Source organism: Aquincola sp. J276, from assembly GCF_024700035.1.
GTDB lineage: Bacteria > Pseudomonadota > Gammaproteobacteria > Burkholderiales > Burkholderiaceae_C > Aquincola > Aquincola tertiaricarbonis.
Map to the genome: position 1 here is coordinate 1562248 of NZ_JAJONC010000002.1, position 15953 is coordinate 1578200.

Below are 15953 nucleotides of genomic sequence, written 5' to 3' on the forward strand. Positions count from 1 at the left end.
CTCAATCGATGCGGATGCCGCGCTTCTTGATCAGCTCGGCATAACGGACGTTCTCGGCCTGGTGGAAGGCCGCGAACTGGGCCTGGCTCATCGGTGCCACCTCGGCGCCGATGGCGGCCAGGCGGGCCTGCGAATCGGGCAGCTCCAGCAGCCGGGCCACCTCGGCCTGCACCCGTTCCTGCACGTTGCGTGGCGTGGCCGCCGGCATGTAGATGCCATACCAGGCGCTCATCTCCACGCCCTTGACGCCGGCCTCCGCCAGCGTGGGCACCTGCGGCAGCGCGGCGCTGCGGCGCGCGGAGGCGACGGCCAGCGCGCGCACCTTGCCGCTCCTGATGTGCGGCAGCACCGAGGCCAGGGTGTCAAAGCTCATCTGCACGTTGCCGGCCATCAGATCCACCAGCGCGGGGCCGCTGCCGCGGTAGGGAATGTGGGTGATGAAGGTGCCGCTGGCCTCCTTGAACAGCTCCGCCGCGATGTGCTGCGTGCTCCCTGCGCCGCTGGAGGCGAAGTTGAGCTTGCCCGGCTGCTGGCGCGCCAGGGCCACCAGCTCGGCCACCGTCTTGACGCCCAGTTCGTTGTTGACCACCAGCACGTTGGGCACCGCACCCACGTAGGCCACCGGCACCAGGTCGCGGCCGTTGTCGTAGGCCAGCTTGTACAGGTAGGGCGCGATGGCATGCGCGGTGGACACACCCATCACCATCGTGTGGCCGTCGGTGGACTTGGCGGTGGCGTCGGCGGCCAGGGTGTTGCTGGCGCCGGGCTTGTTCTCCACCACCACGGTGGTGGACAGCGCCGGGCCCAGCTTGTCGGCCACGGCGCGGGCCATCGCATCGGTGCCGCCGCCGGGTGAGGAACCCACCAGCATGCGCAGCGGGCGGGTGGGCCAGTCCTCAGCCTGCGCGGCGCCGAGGGAAGCGGCGCAGGCAAGCACACAGGACAGGGCGCGGAACCGGGCGCGGGTGGATGGCATGGCAGTCTCCGTACTTCTGGAATGTGGGTCCATGCTAGGCAGCCAATGCTTGCCGGTAAACTGAAAATCCATCATCTACCGATAAACGGGCTTTATCGATGAACACTGCCACGCCTTCGGTGCAGGCCCTGCTCAACCGGGTGCGGCTGCGCCAGGTGGCCCTGCTGCTGGAAGTGCAGGCGCTGGGCACGCTGCGCGCCGCGGCGGCGCAACTGGGCATGACCCAGCCGGCCGCCACCGTGATGCTGCGCGAGCTGGAGGCGGCCCTGGGTGTGCAGCTGTTCCAGCGCCAGGGCCGCGGCCTGCGGCCCACGCCGGCCGGCGCGGCGGTGATGGCGCATTTCAGCGGCCTGCGCGGTTCCATGGAGGCGCTCGCACGGGAACTGGCCGACCTGGGCGCCGGCGGCGCGGGCAGCCTGGCGGTGGGCAGCATCCTGGCGCCCTCGCCCACGCTGCTCACACGCACGGTGGCGCGCATCAAACAGGAGCAGCCGCGGCTGCGCCTGAGCGTGCTGACCGAGACCAGCGACCGCCTGCTGGACCTCCTGGGCGAAGGCAAGCTGGACCTGGTGATCGGCCGCATGGCCGACGGGCACCTGCATGCCGAGCACCAGTTCCGCGTGCTGGACAGCGAGGCGTTGAGCATCGTGGTGGGGCCGCAGCATCCGCTGGCACGTGCACGCAGGCTCAGCATCGCCCGCCTGGTGGAGCAGCCGTGGATCCTGCAGCCGCGTGAATCCCCGATGCGCGAGGTGCTGGAGCGTGAATTCCGGCTGCACGGCGTGGACACGCCGCCCAACCTGGTGGAAACCTCTTCGATCCTGACCACGCTGTTCCTCATCGGTGAAGCGCCCATGGTGGCGGTGGTGCCGGCCTCGCTGGCGGCGCGTTATGCGGCGATGAAGCTGCTGCGGGTGCTGCCGCTGCAGCTGTCGCACCAGCTGGACCCCTACGGCTCGGTGGTGCTGCGCGGCCGGCCGCTGACGCCGGCCGCGCAGCGCTTCCTGGCGCTGCTGCACGGCGACGGCGAGGCCGGCGCGGCGGCTCAGCGGCCCCAGATGGCCTTGTAGCGGTCGCGGTAGCCGTTGTCGGGGTCGAACAGGTTCTTCGGCCCGCCGTCCTGGCCCACGTTGGCCGCCACCACCAGGTGCACCCGCGGCACATAGCCCGACCACGGCTGGCCGGCCAGGGCACGGTTGACTTCATCAACGATCTGCCAGCCCTGCATGTTCAGCGGCTCGGGCACGGTGCCGGCCTGGTAGCGCCTGGCGCGGATGCGCTGGTAGGCGGCTTCGGAACCATCCCCGGCCGACACGGCCTTGGGCGCGCCGTCACCTTTCTTGCCCGCGGCCTGCAGTGAAGGGCCCATGAAGTCGAAGTACAGGTCGTTGATCGCCAGCGAGTGGGTCCATTTGTCGCCGTGGCGCTGCAGCAGCGCGGTGGTGAGCTGCGGCATGCGGGTGGAGCTTTCGCTGATGGGGCTGTCCTCGTAGCCCAGCACGGTGCAGCCGCCGCATTGGCGGATCACCGCCTCCATCGCCCTGGCCTTGTAGACGGCGATGGCGTACTGGCTGTCGGTAAAGATGACCACGCCAGCCTTGCCGCCGGAATCGGTCACCGCCCACAGCGCTGCGGCCTCCGAAACGTCGTCGGCCGTGGTGGTGACGTTGGCGAACAGGCCGGCCGCCGCATTGGGCCCGGGCTTCTCGCCCGAATGCCAGCCCACCAACGGAATCTTGGACTTGGCTGCCGCGTCGAAGGCCACCTTCTGCTCGGTGGTGTCGAAGCCACCCACCACGATGCCGGCTGGCTTGAGCGCCAGCGCCTGGTTCATCGCTGCGGTGCGGCCGCTGACCGAGCCCTGGCCATCGATCACCCGGACCGACCAGCCGATGGCCTTGCCCGCCTCTTCAACGCCGCGGGACACACCCAGGATGCCGCCGTTCTTCATGTCGGCGGCGACGAACACCAGCGTCTTGCCTGCCACGGCCTTCGGGCCGGTGGTGGGTCCGTCCCACTGCGTCTTGGGGGCGATGGCGGCGGCCACCTTCTGCCGCGCGCGCTCCAGGAAGTCATCGGCATGGGCCAGGCTGGCGGGCAGCAGGCATGCGGCAGCCAGCGCCGCCAGCAGGCGCTTGTTCATCGTCTTCATGTTGTCTCCTCGGTGGATGCTTACGGCGGTGGCGGCTAGTGCGCCGGGGTGGCGGCCGGGCCGGCGTCGGCCAGCTGCCGCGCCGCGATGCGGCGCTTGATCGAGAGGTTGCGGCGCTGCTGCGCCCAGCCGGCGATGCCGATGGACACCAGCAGCGTGAGCCCGTTGAACAGCGGCTCCACATAGAAGGCACCGCCGAACTGCTGGATGCCCGAGATGCCGATGGCCAGGATGGCCACGCCCACCAGCGTGCCCCACACGTTCACCCGGCCGGGGCGGATGGTGGTGGAGCCCAGGAAGGCCCCCACCAGCGCCGGCAGCAGGAATTCAAGCCCCACGCTGGCCTGGCCGATCTGCAGCCGCGAGGCCAGCAGCACTCCCGCAAAGCCCGACAGCAGGCCCGAGGCGACGAAGGCGCCCAGCACATGTTTGCGCACCGAGATGCCGTTGAGCTCTGCCGCCTTCGGGTTGGCGCCGATCACATACAGCGCACGCCCGGTGGGCGTGAACTCGGTGACCAGCCACAGCGCCAGCGCCACCGCCAGAACGTAGAAGGCGCCGATGGGCAGGCCCAGCAGTTCGCCGCCGGCCAGCGCGACGAAGGCCTCGGGCAGCTCGCCCACCACCTGGCGGCCGCCGCTGTGCCACATGGCCACTGCATACAGCACGGTGCCGGTGCCCAGCGTGGCGATGAAGGAATCGATCTGCACCCGCTCGACCAGCAGCCCGTTCAGCACGCCGAAGGCCGCCGCGCCCGCCAGCACCACCAGCACGGCGGCGGGCCACGGCAAGCCGTAGCGCGTCTGCAGGCTGATGGCCAGGATGTGCCACAGCACGATGCCGTAGCCCACCGTCAGGTCGATCTTGCCGGTGATCATCGGGATGGTGGCGGCCAGCGCCAGCAGCGCGATCACCGACTTGTCCGACAGGATCGCCCGCAGGTTGAACAGCGTGGGAAAGGTGTCGGGCAGCAGCAGGGCGAACAGCAGCGCCAGCGCCACGGTGAGGCCCACGAGGCCATACACGGGCACGGCACGGCCCAGGCGCTGGGCCAGCGTGGGTGCGTCGCCGTCGAGCGCGGCATCGGGCTCCAGCGCGGTGGATCGGATGGACGAGGTCATGCGGTCTCCAGTTCTTGTGGGCGGTGGGCGGCACCACCGGCCGCCAGGGCCAGCAGGCGTTCCACCGTGATGTCGGCGCCGCTCAACTCCGCGGCGATCAGGCCATGGCGGAACACCAGCACCCGCGTGCACACCGTGGCCACTTCCTCGAAGTCGGTGGACACGACCACGATGGCCATGCCCGCCTCGGCGCGCTCGCGCAGCACGGCATAGATCTGCCGCTTGGCGCCCACGTCGACGCCGGCGGTGGGCTCTTCCAGCACCGTCACCGGCTTGTCCAGGTGGAACCAGCGCGCCAGCACCACCTTCTGCTGGTTGCCGCCGGACAGCTGCTGCACCTGCGCGGCAGGTGCCGGCGGGTTGACGTCGAAGCGGCGAATCAGCGCCATCGCGCTGGCGGCCTCGCGCCGGCGGCGGTCGGGCGACAGGCCGCGATCGCCCTGCAGCACCGGGTTGGGAAACAGGTTCTCCTGCACGCTCATGCCGCCAGCCAGGTTCTCCTCCAGCCGCTCGCCGGCCACGTAGGCAATGCCGGCCGCAATGGCATCGGCCGGGCAGCGCAGCACCACCGGCCGGCCGCCCGACAGCAGGCGACCGGCAGACAGCGGCTCTCGCCCGAACATCGCGCGGCTGATGGCCTCATGCCCCGCGCCCCGCAGGCCCACCAGGCCCAGCACCTCGCCGCGGCGCACCGACAGGTCCAGCGGGCCGGCATTGCCGCTGGCCGCGCCTTGCAGCTCGAGCACGGTGGCCGCTGCGGATGGCGGGCGAACCTTGGGCACTGCCGCGCCCAGGGCCTTGCCGACGATCAGGTGCACCAGCTCGGCCTCGGTGGTCTTGGCCGTCACGCGCGTGTCCACCAGCTTGCCGTCGCGCATCACGGCGCAGCGGTCGCTCAGCGCCATCACCTCGTCCAGCCGGTGCGAGACGTACATCATCGCCATGCCCTTGCGGCGCAGCTCGCGCAGCACGCCGAACAGGCGCTCCACGTCGGCCATCGGCAGGCTGGCCGAGGGCTCGTCCAGCACCAGCAGCCGGGCCTGCACCTCCAGCGCGCGGCCGATGGCCAGCAGCGATTTTTCGGCCCGGGTGAGCGAGAACACACGACGGCCGGGGTCGATGTCGCAGCCCACACGCGCCATCACGCGGCGCGCCGCATCGGCCGCGGCGCGCCAGTCGATCAGGCCGAAGCGGCGGCGGTAGCCCATGCCCAGCGCCACGTTCTCGGCCACCGTCATCCACTCCACCAGGCCCAGGTCCTGGTGGATGAAGGCCACCGGCTGGTGGCTGCGGTCAGTGCTGCGCCATTCGGATTCCGGCCGGCCGTCGAAGCGCATCTCGCCGCTGTCGATCGGGTAGATGCCGGCCAGCAGCTTGATGAGCGTGGACTTGCCGGCGCCGTTCTCGCCCAGCAGGGCCACGATCTCGCCGGGATGCACGTCGAAACTCACCGCATCCACCGCCTGCGTGCCGCCGAAGCGCTTGCTGACGGCCTGGAACTGCAGCAGCGGCGCACCGCGCTGGGCCGCACTCCCAGCGGCACTCACAGCAGCACCACCTTGCTGACGTCGGGCTCGCGCCCGGTCTTGAACTCATGCAGGACCTGCAGCCGGCTCAGGTCGAGCACGATCACGCGGTCGTCGTCCAGAGACACCTGCGCCTGCGCACGCACCGGATGCAGCGAGGCCGCGATGGGCCGCGCCTGCAGCGCCAGGTGGGCCACTTCCTGCAGCGTCGCGGCGTCGAAGACCGACAGGCTGCGGTCGCCGTAGTTGGTGGCCAGCAGCAGGCCGCCGGGCAGGCGGTACAGCCGCGTGGCGTCGTGCCGGGTGGGCACGGTGCGCTGCACGGCCATGGTCTCGGCATCGATGGCGCACAGCGTGTCGCTCAGCCGGTTGGTGACGTACAGCGTGCGCTCGTCCTCGCTCAAGCAGCAGCCTTCCGGCTTGGCGCCGGGCTGGCAGGCCAACGGCGGCACCATCGGCTCGAAGGGCCGCACGCGGGTGACGGTGTGGCTCAGCAGGTTCATGCACCAGGCGGTGTGACCACCGGCGCTCAAGGTGAACAGATGGCTCTTGAGCCCGCCCACCGGCACCGCACGTGAAGGCGCGGTGGCCTGCGCCGGGTCGTCCAGCACCAGCAGCACCGCCTTTTCCTCGCTGAGCGCGAACAGCCGCCCCTGCGCATCCAACTGCAGGCCATGGATGCGGTTGAAGGGATACAGGTCGATCGACCGCACGAGTTCGGCCGAGCGGATGTCGATCTGCAGCAGCGTGTGACCGCCCGCGCCGGTGTGGCCGGAGGTTTCCACGCCGTACTGGCCCACATAGGCGAAGCGCTGCTGCGCATCGACCACGACCTCGTGCGGAAAGTCAGGCAGCTTCAGGGTGCGCAGGCGCTCGCCGCTGGCCAGGTCATACCAGCTGAAGCTGTGGGCGCACTTCTCTACCAGGAGCAGGGTTTCGCGTGTCATGGGCGGCGGGTCGGGTGGGAGAGCTCAGGGCCGCTGGATGCCGCGGGCATTCAGCCGGATGCGATACAGCGAGGTGCTGGCGCAGATGAACAACTCGTCGCGCGCCGGTCCGCCGAAAGTGAGGTTGCCCACCTTCTCCGGCACCGGGATGTGCGCCAGCAGCGAGCCGTCGGGATGGATCACCTGCACGCCGCTGGCGCTGCTGGTGAAGATCCATCCGCGGCTGTCCACGCGGAAGCCATCGGCCAGGCCTGGCTCGATGACGGCCAGCACCCGCGGGCGCGCCAGCGTGCGGCCCTCGATCACGTCGAAGGCCACGATGTGGTGGTGCCCGCCGCCGTCGCCGCGCAAGGCGGCCGAGGTGTCGGAAACGTACAGCACCTGCTCGTCGGGCGAGAAGGCCAGGCCGTTGGGCTCCTGCAGCCAGTCGGTGGCGATGTCCAGCGCGCCGGTGGCCGGGCAGAAGCGGAACACGTTGCAGCGGCCCAGCTCCGATTCGGCGCGGTGGCCTTCATGGTCGGACACGATGCCGTAGGGCGGATCGGTGAACCAGATGCTGCCGTCGGACTTCACCACCACGTCGTTCGGCGAATTGAGCCGGCGGCCCTGGTAGTGGCCGACCAGCAGTTCGTCTTCGCCCAGCGGCGTGACCGTGCCGGGCTGGAAGCGCGTGCGCAGAAGCGCCCGCCGGCCGTGCGAGCAGTGCAGCAGTGCGCCATCGGCCTCGCGGGCGTGGCCGTTGGTGAACTCCACGCCCCGCCGCCACACCGACAGGCCTTCGGCCGGGTGCCAGCGCAGCATGCGGTCGGCCGGAATGTCGCTCCACAGCACGCTGCCGTCCTCGTGCATCCACACCGGGCCTTCGCTCCAGGTGGCGCCGGTGGCCAGGCGCTGCAGCGCCTCGCCCTCGCGGGCCAGGCCGGCCGCGCGTGTGTCCAGCACCTGCAGGGCCTGCGTCATCGCGTCATCTCCTCGAAAGTGCTGCGGCGGATCTGCTCCAGATGCACCTGCATCGCCGCTACCGCGGAGGCCGGCCGCCGGCTGTGCAGCGCCCGCACCAGGCCGCGGTGGTCGGCCACGCTCTGCGCGATGGCGCCGGGCTGGCACAGCACCCGGCGGCGCACTTCCAGCGCGTAGTCGTAGAAGTCGGACACCACGTCCACCAGCAGCCCGTTGCCGCAGGCGCGGTAGAGCGTGAAGTGGAATTCGCGGTCGGAGATCTGGAAGCGCACCGGGTCGTCCAGCATGGCTTCCTGCTCGGTCACCAGCGCGGCCAGCCGGCCCATGTCGTCCAGGCCGATGCGCTGGGCGGCCAACCAGACCACCTGCACCTCCACCGCGGCACGCGCCTCAGCCACTTCGTCGAAGCTGCGCTCGCCCAGGTTGTGCAGCGTGCTCAGCGATTCGTGCAGCGGCAGCAGGCCCGGGCCCACCACACGGGTGCGGGCGCCCTGGCACACCTCCACCATCTGTTGTGCCTGCAGCACGGCCACCGCGGCACGCACCGTCTCGCGTGCCACGCCCAGCGTGGCGGCCAGCTGCCGCTCCGACGGCAACTCGTCGCCGCTGCGCAGCAGGCCCGAATGAATCATGTAGGCCAGCTTGTCGCTGAGCTGGTCCTTGATGCTGCGCCTGGCGACTGGGCCGTTGTCGCCGGGAATGCGTGCGATGAGATCCATGGTGCGGAGTCTTTGCGGAAGGCACTGCCCGACTGGTTCAGCCAGCGTACCAGTTACCGGTAACCGGGCGCTCCGCACTTACCCTGACGCCCCGCCGCTATGCTGCCCGCATGAACGACGACCAGCTGCTGCGGTACTCGCGGCACATCCTGCTAGACGACATCGGCATCGAAGGACAGCAGCGGCTGCTGGATGCGCATGCGCTGGTGATCGGTGCCGGCGGGCTGGGCTCGCCGGTGCTGCTGTACCTGGCCACCGCGGGCGTAGGCCGCATCACGGTGATGGACGACGACACCGTGGACCTCACCAACCTGCAGCGGCAGATCGTGCACGACCTGTCGCGCGTGGGCCGGCCGAAAGCCGAGTCCGCCGCCACGGCGGTGGGCCGCATCAACCCCGAGGTGCGCATGCAGCCGCTGGTGCAGCGCGCCGATGCCCGTCAGCTGGCCGAGCTGGTGGCGGCGGCCGACGTGGTGCTGGACTGCAGCGACAACTTCGCCACCCGCCAGGCGGTGAATGCGGCCTGCGTGCGGGCCGGCAAGCCGCTGGTGGCCGGCGCGGCCATCGGCTTCGACGGCCAGCTGACGGTGGTCGATCCGCGGCGGCCCGAGGCGCCCTGTTATGCCTGCGTGTTCCCGGCCGATGCCCCGCCGGAAGAAGTGCGCTGCGCCACCATGGGCGTGTTCGCGCCGCTGGTGGGCATCATCGGCAGCATGCAGGCGGCCGAGGCGCTGAAGCTGCTGGCAGGCGTGGGCAGCAGCCTGGCCGGCCGGCTGCAGATGCTGGATGCGCGGCGCATGGAATGGAGCGAGATCCGCATCGGCCGCACACCCGGCTGCCCGGTGTGCGGCAGCCGGCCACTTGTCTAGTCAGGTCAGCGGATGGCCTGCAGCGCGGCCAGCAGCGCATCCGGCACCTCGATGCCGCCCTGCTCGGCAGCGCGCCGCAGGTCCTCGCGCCGGCCACCGGGCAGGCGCACGCCCTCGTCGCGCAGCATCTCGGCCACCAGCACTTCCACCCGCTCCAGGTAGCTGCCGCTGCCGGCCAGCGCGCCGGGGTCGATCACGATGAAGGCCTGGCCGATGCGCGGCTTGTTGCCTTCGTCGACGAAGAAGGTGTCGGCCTCGAAGCTGAAGTGCGCGCCGATCACCGCGCTGCTCAGCAGTTCGATCATCAACGCCAGCATCGCGCCCTTGGGGCTGCTGGCCGCGCCCAGCGGCAGCATGGAGCCTTCCATGCCGCGCGCCGGGTCGGTGGTGGGTTGGCCGTCCACGTCCAGCGCCCAGCCCAGCGGGATGCTGCGGCCTTCCTTGGCCGCCATCATCAGCTTGCCGCGGGCCACCTCGCTGAGGCTCAGGTCGATCATCAGCGCATCGCCCGCGCCCGGGCGGCGCGGGAAGATGGCCGCGATCGGGTTGGTGCCGAACACCGGATGACGCCCGCCCGCCGCCGGCATGGCCGCGGGTGCATTGGCGAAGGCCAGGCCCACCATGCCGGCGGCGGCCACTGCGCGCAGGTGGTCCACCATCACGCCGCCATGGTGGCTGTTGATGACGCCGGCGCAGGCCACGCCATGCGCTGCGGCACGCTCCACGGCCTGCTGCACGGCCAGCGTGCAGGCCTCGAAGGCCAGGCCGTCGTGCGCATCCACCACCACCGCGGCGGGCCGCACGCTGTGCACCGTGGGGCGGGCGCCGCCTTCCACCCGGCCGGTGCGCAGGTGGCCGGCGTACTGCGGCACGCGCGACAGCCCGTGCGAAGCCAGCCCCTGCGCATCGGCCAGCACCAGCGCCTGCGCGGTGGCCTCGGCCATCGCCGGGCTGGCACCGGCCCGCTGCAATGCATCGGCGCCCAGCTTCACCGCCTGCGCCATCGTCATCCTTGCCATCGAACCGCGTCCTGTACTGCCTGGAACAAGGCGCGCAGCATAAGCCGGGAGCGCGCCTTGCCGCGGGCGTTAAGCTCCCGCATCGACTTTGAAGACGCCACGCATGGATACCAAGCGCCAGGACCTGACGGCCCGCAACTTTCCCAGCGCCGAAGAAGACGCGCAGATCGCCGAACCACCGCACCGATACACCGGCCCCGAAAGCGCCTACCGCCTGGCCTTCACCGACACCGACTTCCTGCTGCGCGAGGAACTGCGCCCGGTGCGCATGCAGCTGGAGCTGCTCAAGCCCGAGCTGATCCAGCAGGAACAGGGCATCGAATCGACCATCGTCATCTTCGGCAGCGCCCGCATCCTGCCTTCGGATGAAGCGCAGCGCCGGCTGGAGGCGGTGCGTGCGTCGCCGGATGCCGACGCGCCCACGCTCAAGCGCGCCGAGATGGCCGTGACGATGAGCCGCTACTACGACGAGGCCCGTCGCTTCGCGGAAATCATCACCCAGCGGGCGCGCCGCATGCACACGCCGATCTATGTGTCCACCGGCGGCGGCCCCGGCATCATGGAAGCCGGCAACCGCGGCGCCTTCGAGGTGGGCGGCCGCAGCCTGGGGCTGAACATCGTGCTGCCGCACGAGCAGGCGCCCAACCCCTACATCACGCCGGAGCTGTGCTTCCAGTTCCACTACTTCGGCCTGCGCAAGATGCACTTCCTGATGCGCAGCGTGGCCATCGTGGCCTTCCCCGGGGGCTTCGGCACGCTGGACGAGATGTTCGAGGCGCTCACCCTCATCCAGACCAAGAAGAGCCGCCGCCGCCCGGTGCTGCTGTTCGGCCGCGACTTCTGGACACGCCTGATCAACTTCGAGCTGCTGATCGAGACCGGCATGATCTCGCCCGAGGACGTGGAGCTGTTCCGCTTCGTCGAATCGGCCGAGGAGGCCTACGACATCCTGGCCGCCGAATACGGCCTGGACGCCGAGGACGACGGCAGCGGCAAGGGCCCGCACGTCCAGGACTTCTGAACCACCTGCCCCGCCACTACCGCTGGAGCCCGCGCACATGACCCACCTCGTCAGCCTCATCGGCGCACCCACCGACATCGGCGCCGGCGCCAAGGGCGCACGCATGGGCCCCGAAGCCCTGCGCGTGGCCGACTTTGCCGCTGCGCTGGAAAGCCATGGCCTGCAGGTGGAGGACCGCGGCAACCTGATCGGCCCATCCAACCCCTGGCTGCCGCCCGACGAAGGCTACCGACACCTGCACGAAGTGGCCGCCTGGAACCAGCTGGTGCACGACGCGGTGCTGGCCGAGCTGCGCATCGGCCGCATGCCCATCCTGATGGGCGGCGACCATTGCCTGGGCCTGGGCTCCATCAGCGCCGTGGCCCGGCATTGCCGCGAGGCGGGCAAGAAGCTGCGGGTGCTGTGGCTGGACGCACATGCCGACTTCAACACCAACGAGCTCACGCCCAGCGGCAACATCCACGGCATGCCGGTGGCCTGCCTGTGCGGCTATGGCCCGAAGGAACTGATCGAGATCGGCGGCCACGTGCCGGCGGTCAACCCCAAGTGGATCCGGCAGATCGGCATCCGCAGCGTGGACGCGGGCGAGAAGCGCTTCGTGCACCAGGTGGGCCTGGAAGTGTTCGACATGCGCTACATCGACGAGATGGGCATGCGCCACACGATGGAGCTGGCGCTGGCCACGCTGGACGACAACACCCACCTGCACGTGAGCTTCGACGTCGACTTCCTCGATGCCGACATCGCGCCCGGCGTGGGCACCACCGTGCCCGGCGGCCCCACCTACCGCGAGGCGCAGCTGTGCATGGAGATGATCGCCGACACCGGCCGGCTGGGCTCGCTGGACGTGATGGAGATCAACCCCGCGCTGGACGTGCGCAACCGCACCGCGCTGATCGCGGTGGACATGATCGAGAGCCTGTTCGGCAAGAGCACGCTGATGCGGCGCTGAAGCCGCACGCCGCCGTACCGGGACGATGCGCAGGCCGCTGCTGCAGGACACCGCGCTGCGCTACTTCCTGGAAGTGGTGCGCAGCGGTTCGGCCACGGTGGCCTCGGAACGGCTGCATGTGGCGGCCTCCGCCGTCAGCCGCCAGATCGCGGCGCTGGAGCGCACGCTGGACACCACGCTGTTCGAGCGCCATCCGCGCGGCATGGTGCCCACGCAGGCCGGCGAGATCCTGGCCGCCTACGCCCGCCGCGCCAGCCTGGAGGAGGACCGCGCGCTGGAGGAGATCCAGGCGCTGCAGGGCATGCGCATGGGGCTGGTGCGGGTGGTGGCCTCCGAGGCCTTCGCCAATGTCTTCCTGCCGCAGCTGATCGTGCGCTTCCGGCAGTCGCATCCGGGCATCGTGTTCGAGCTGGATGCGCAGCCGCCGGCGGTGGTGAGCGCGCTGGTGCGCGCCGGCGATGCCGACATCGGCCTGCGCTTCAGCCAGGCGCCCGAGCCCGACATCGAGGTGCAGTTCAGCCAGCCCGCGCCGGTGCTGGCATTGATGCATCCCGGCCATGCACTGGCCCGTGCCAGCGGCCTGGGACTGCGCCAGATGGGCGAGCATCCGCTGGCCCTGCCCGGCCCGCAGACCACGCTGCGGCAGATGATCGACGCCGCCTGCAGCCGCCAGCAGATGCGGCTGCAGCCCGCGCTGGTGAGCAACAACATGAGCACGCTGCATGCGTTCGCGATGGCGGGCGGCGGCCTGTCCGTCTCCGGCAGCGTGGCGGTGCGGCAGCTGCGCGCCGAAGGCCGCATCGCTGCCGTGCCGGTGACCGATGCCGGCCTGGACCTGCGGACCATCGAGGTGCAGACCCTGGCCGGCCGCACGCTGCCGCGGGCGGTGCAGGCCTTCCTGGACCTGCTGAAGCAGCACCTGCCCGAAGGCGGCTGAAGACGCATCGCCGCCCCGCTTTGCGCTGGCGGCAAGCCTGCATTGCCCATTCCATGTTTGATCGGCTCGGCAACGCTTCCTAGCATCGAGGCACCTCGATTGCCCCAGCTCACCACCATGCCACTTGCCCGCCCCGCCCTCTTGCGCAGCCTGGCCGCTGCCTGCCTGGCCGCCTGCGCCCTGGCCGCCCAGCTGCCGGCACATGCCCAGGCCTGGCCGGCCAAGCCGGTGCGGCTGGTGGTGCCCTTCCCGGCGGGCGGCGCCACCGACACCGTGGCCCGCGTGGTGGCACAGCAGGTCTCGTCCGAGCTGGGCCAGCAGTTCATCGTCGAGAACAAGGCCGGTGCCGGCGGCACGCTGGGCGCTTCGGAAGGCATGCGCGCCGCACCCGATGGCTACACGCTGGTGTTCACCACCAGCAGCACCCACGCCATCTCGCCGCACCTGATGGCCAGGCCGCCGTACGACCCGGTGAAGGACTTCACCCCCATCGCCCATGTGGCCGACGCCGCCAGCGTGCTGCTGGTGCCGCCCACGCTGCCGGTGAAGACGGTGGCCGAGCTCATCGCCCATGCCAAGGCCCATCCCGGCGAGCTGAACTACGCCAGCAGCGGCAACGGCACCATCGTGCACCTGACGACCGAGGCCTTCCGCTCGCAGGCCGGGCTGCAGATGCAGCATGTGCCGTACAAGGGCACCGGCCCGGCGCTGACCGACCTGGCCGCGGGCAATGTGCAGGTGCTGTTCGACTCCATCCCCACCGGCCTGCCGCATGTGCGCAGCGGCCGGCTGAAGGCGCTGGCCGTCACCGGCGAGAAGCGCTCGCCGCTGATGCCCGAGCTGCCCACCGTGGCCGAAGCCGGCCTGCCCGGCTTCTCGTCGGTCACCTGGTTCGGGCTGTATGGCCCGGCCAAGCTGTCGCCGGAGCTGGTGCGGCAGATCAACGCCGCCTTCAACAAGGCCATGCGCGCGCCCGAGGTGGGCGCCAAGCTGGCCCAGCTGGGCGCCGAGCCCGCCGCTGCCGGCTCGCCCGACGCCTTCGCCGCCATGGTGGCCAAGGACAGCCAGCGCTGGGGTCAGCTCATCCGCGACCGGAAAATAACGATCGATTAGGCCATGAACACCACTCATCTAGACAAGTCGCTCGACTGGGCGCAGCCCTATGCCTCCGCCCGCTCCGCGGTGCTGGGGCGCAACGTGGTCAGCACCTCGCATCCGCTGGCGGCACAGGCCGGCCTGCGCATGCTGCTGGCCGGCGGCAATGCGGTGGATGCGGCGGTGGCGGCGGCGATGACGCTGACGGTGGTGGAGCCCACCGGCTGCGGCATCGGCAGCGATGCCTTCGCCATCCTCTGGGACGGGCGCGAGCTGCACGGCCTGAATGCCTCCGGCCGCTCGCCCGCCGCCTGGACGGCCGACCGCTATGCCGCCCACGCCACCATGCCCGATGCCGGCTGGGACGCGGTGACGGTGCCCGGTGCCGTCTCGGCCTGGGTGGAGCTGTCGCGGCGCTTCGGCAAGCTGCCGCTGGCGCAGGTGGCCGCACCGGCCATCGGCTATGCGCGCGAGGGCTTTCCCGTCTCGCCCATCATCGCCAGGCTGTGGGCCATGGGTGGCCAGCGGCTGGGCCGCCAGCCCGGCTTTGCAGAGTGCTTCCTGCCTGGCGGCCGCGCGCCGGTGGCCGGCGAGATCTTCCGCAGCGAAGGCCACGCCAGCACGCTGGAAGCCATCGCCGACACGCAGGGCGAGGCCTTCTACCGCGGCCCGCTGGCCGCCAGGATCGCCGCCTTCGCCAAGGCCCACGGCGGCGTGATGACCGAGGCCGACCTGGCTGAACACCGGGCCGACTGGTGCGGCACGCTGTCGCAGCCCTTCGGCGATTCGGTGGTGCACGAGATCCCGCCCAACGGCCAGGGCATCGCGGCGCTGATGGCGCTGGGCATGCTGCAGGCGCTGGGCGTGGGCGCTGCGCCGCTGGACCATGTGGACACGGTGCACCTGCAGATCGAGGCGATGAAGCTGGCCCTGGCCGACCTGCACCGCCACAACGCCGACATCGACCACATGCAGGTCACGCCGCAGTCGCTGCTCGACCCGGCCTACCTGGCCGAGCGCGCCAAGCTGGTGGACCGCCAGCGCGCCGCCGACCCCGGCCACGGCACGCCGAAGAAGGGCGGCACGGTGTACCTGAGCTGCGCCGACGCCAGCGGCATGATGGTCTCGTTCATCCAGAGCAACTACATGGGCTTCGGCTCGGGCGTGGTGGTGCCGGGCACCGGCATCAGCCTGCAGAACCGCGGCCACGGATTCGTGCTCGAAGCCGGGCATGCCAACCAGGTGGGCCCGCGCAAGCGGCCTTCGCACACCATCGTGCCGGCGTTCGCGATGCATGCCGACGGCAGCCCGCAGATGAGCTTCGGCGTGATGGGCGGCCCGATGCAGAGCCAGGGCCACGTGCAGATGGCGCTGCGGGTGCTGCACTACGGCCAGAACCCGCAGGCCGCCGCCGACGCGCCGCGCTGGCGCGTCACCGGCGGCCGTGGCGTGGCGCTGGAGCCCGGCTTCGGTCCCGAGGTGGTGGCCGAGTTGCAGCGCCGCGGCCACGAGGTGACGATCGAGACCGGCAGCGGCGTGTTCGCCTTCGGCGGCGCGCAACTGGTGCTGAAGCAGGGCGACGTCTACGTGGCCGGCTCCGACCCGCGCAAGGACGGCCAGGCCGTCGCGTTCTAGGCGTCTGCAGTCGCCTGCCAGGTC

15 protein-coding genes are annotated in these 15953 nt (G+C 70.8%); 7 read left to right on the forward strand and 8 right to left on the reverse strand.

The window, feature by feature from the left end:
• Position 1 precedes the first annotated feature (1 nt).
• Entirely contained in the window at positions 2-976 is a 975-nt protein-coding gene (locus LRS14_RS25020) for a tripartite tricarboxylate transporter substrate binding protein (protein WP_257801537.1), read from the reverse strand.
• A 98-nt stretch (positions 977-1074) separates the two neighbouring features.
• On the opposite strand from LRS14_RS25020, the gene LRS14_RS25025 reads away from it, so the two are divergent.
• Positions 1075-2046 carry a LysR family transcriptional regulator gene (locus tag LRS14_RS25025; protein ID WP_257801538.1) on the forward strand — a complete coding sequence of 324 codons (972 nt, stop codon included), beginning with the start codon at positions 1075-1077 and terminating at the stop codon, positions 2044-2046.
• On the opposite strand, the gene LRS14_RS25030 is transcribed toward LRS14_RS25025, so the two are convergent.
• From LRS14_RS25030 to LRS14_RS25055, 6 genes are read right to left on the reverse strand one after another with little or no spacing between them, the layout of a single operon-like run.
• A complete protein-coding gene (locus LRS14_RS25030; RefSeq protein WP_257801539.1) occupies positions 2022-3128 on the reverse strand; it encodes a substrate-binding domain-containing protein in 1107 nt (368 codons plus the stop codon). The genes LRS14_RS25025 and LRS14_RS25030 overlap by 25 nt on opposite strands.
• A gap of 35 nt (positions 3129-3163) precedes the next feature.
• Positions 3164-4249, reverse strand: coding sequence for an ABC transporter permease (locus LRS14_RS25035; protein WP_257801540.1), 1086 nt, complete (start codon positions 4247-4249; stop codon positions 3164-3166).
• Entirely contained in the window at positions 4246-5796 is a 1551-nt protein-coding gene (locus LRS14_RS25040) for a sugar ABC transporter ATP-binding protein (RefSeq protein WP_257801541.1), read from the reverse strand. Before LRS14_RS25040 ends, LRS14_RS25035 begins: the two co-directional genes overlap by 4 nt.
• Positions 5793-6722: a YncE family protein gene (locus tag LRS14_RS25045; protein WP_257801542.1), complete on the reverse strand. Its 930-nt coding sequence runs from the start codon at positions 6720-6722 to the stop codon at positions 5793-5795. The genes LRS14_RS25040 and LRS14_RS25045 overlap by 4 nt, the downstream gene beginning before the upstream one ends.
• 24 nt (positions 6723-6746) lie before the next feature.
• Positions 6747-7682 (reverse strand): SMP-30/gluconolactonase/LRE family protein, encoded by a 936-nt coding sequence (locus LRS14_RS25050; protein WP_257801543.1) that lies wholly within the window; start codon positions 7680-7682, stop codon positions 6747-6749.
• Positions 7679-8401, reverse strand: a complete 723-nt coding sequence (locus tag LRS14_RS25055) for a FadR/GntR family transcriptional regulator (RefSeq protein ID WP_257801544.1) — start codon at positions 8399-8401, stop codon at positions 7679-7681. The genes LRS14_RS25050 and LRS14_RS25055 overlap by 4 nt, the downstream gene beginning before the upstream one ends.
• Positions 8402-8511: 110 nt before the next feature.
• On the opposite strand from LRS14_RS25055, the gene LRS14_RS25060 reads away from it, so the two are divergent.
• A complete protein-coding gene (locus LRS14_RS25060; RefSeq protein ID WP_257801545.1) occupies positions 8512-9270 on the forward strand; it encodes a HesA/MoeB/ThiF family protein in 759 nt (252 codons plus the stop codon).
• 5 nt (positions 9271-9275) lie between these two features.
• Here the strand turns inward: LRS14_RS25060 and LRS14_RS25065 are convergent, their stop codons facing one another.
• Positions 9276-10289 carry an Ldh family oxidoreductase gene (locus LRS14_RS25065; protein WP_257801546.1) on the reverse strand — a complete coding sequence of 338 codons (1014 nt, stop codon included), beginning with the start codon at positions 10287-10289 and terminating at the stop codon, positions 9276-9278.
• Between the two features lie 103 nt (positions 10290-10392).
• Between LRS14_RS25065 and LRS14_RS25070 the strand changes: the two genes are divergently transcribed.
• The 5 genes from LRS14_RS25070 to LRS14_RS25090 all read left to right on the forward strand — a co-directional run bounded on the left by LRS14_RS25070 (position 10393) and on the right by LRS14_RS25090 (position 15929).
• Positions 10393-11310, forward strand: a complete 918-nt coding sequence (locus LRS14_RS25070; protein ID WP_046113775.1) for an LOG family protein — start codon at positions 10393-10395, stop codon at positions 11308-11310.
• 37 nt (positions 11311-11347) lie between these two features.
• The gene (gene rocF, locus LRS14_RS25075) at positions 11348-12262 is read left to right on the forward strand and encodes an arginase (RefSeq protein WP_257801547.1); all 915 of its coding nucleotides are present in this window, start codon (positions 11348-11350) and stop codon (positions 12260-12262) included.
• 25 nt (positions 12263-12287) lie between these two features.
• Positions 12288-13199 carry a LysR family transcriptional regulator gene (locus tag LRS14_RS25080; protein ID WP_257801548.1) on the forward strand — a complete coding sequence of 304 codons (912 nt, stop codon included), beginning with the start codon at positions 12288-12290 and terminating at the stop codon, positions 13197-13199.
• 117 nt (positions 13200-13316) lie between these two features.
• On the forward strand, positions 13317-14312 hold the full coding sequence (locus LRS14_RS25085) for a tripartite tricarboxylate transporter substrate binding protein (protein WP_257801549.1): 996 nt from the start codon (positions 13317-13319) through the stop codon (positions 14310-14312).
• 3 nt (positions 14313-14315) lie between these two features.
• Positions 14316-15929, forward strand: a complete 1614-nt coding sequence (locus LRS14_RS25090) for a gamma-glutamyltransferase family protein (RefSeq protein ID WP_257801550.1) — start codon at positions 14316-14318, stop codon at positions 15927-15929.
• The last annotated feature ends 24 nt before the right edge of the window (positions 15930-15953 follow it).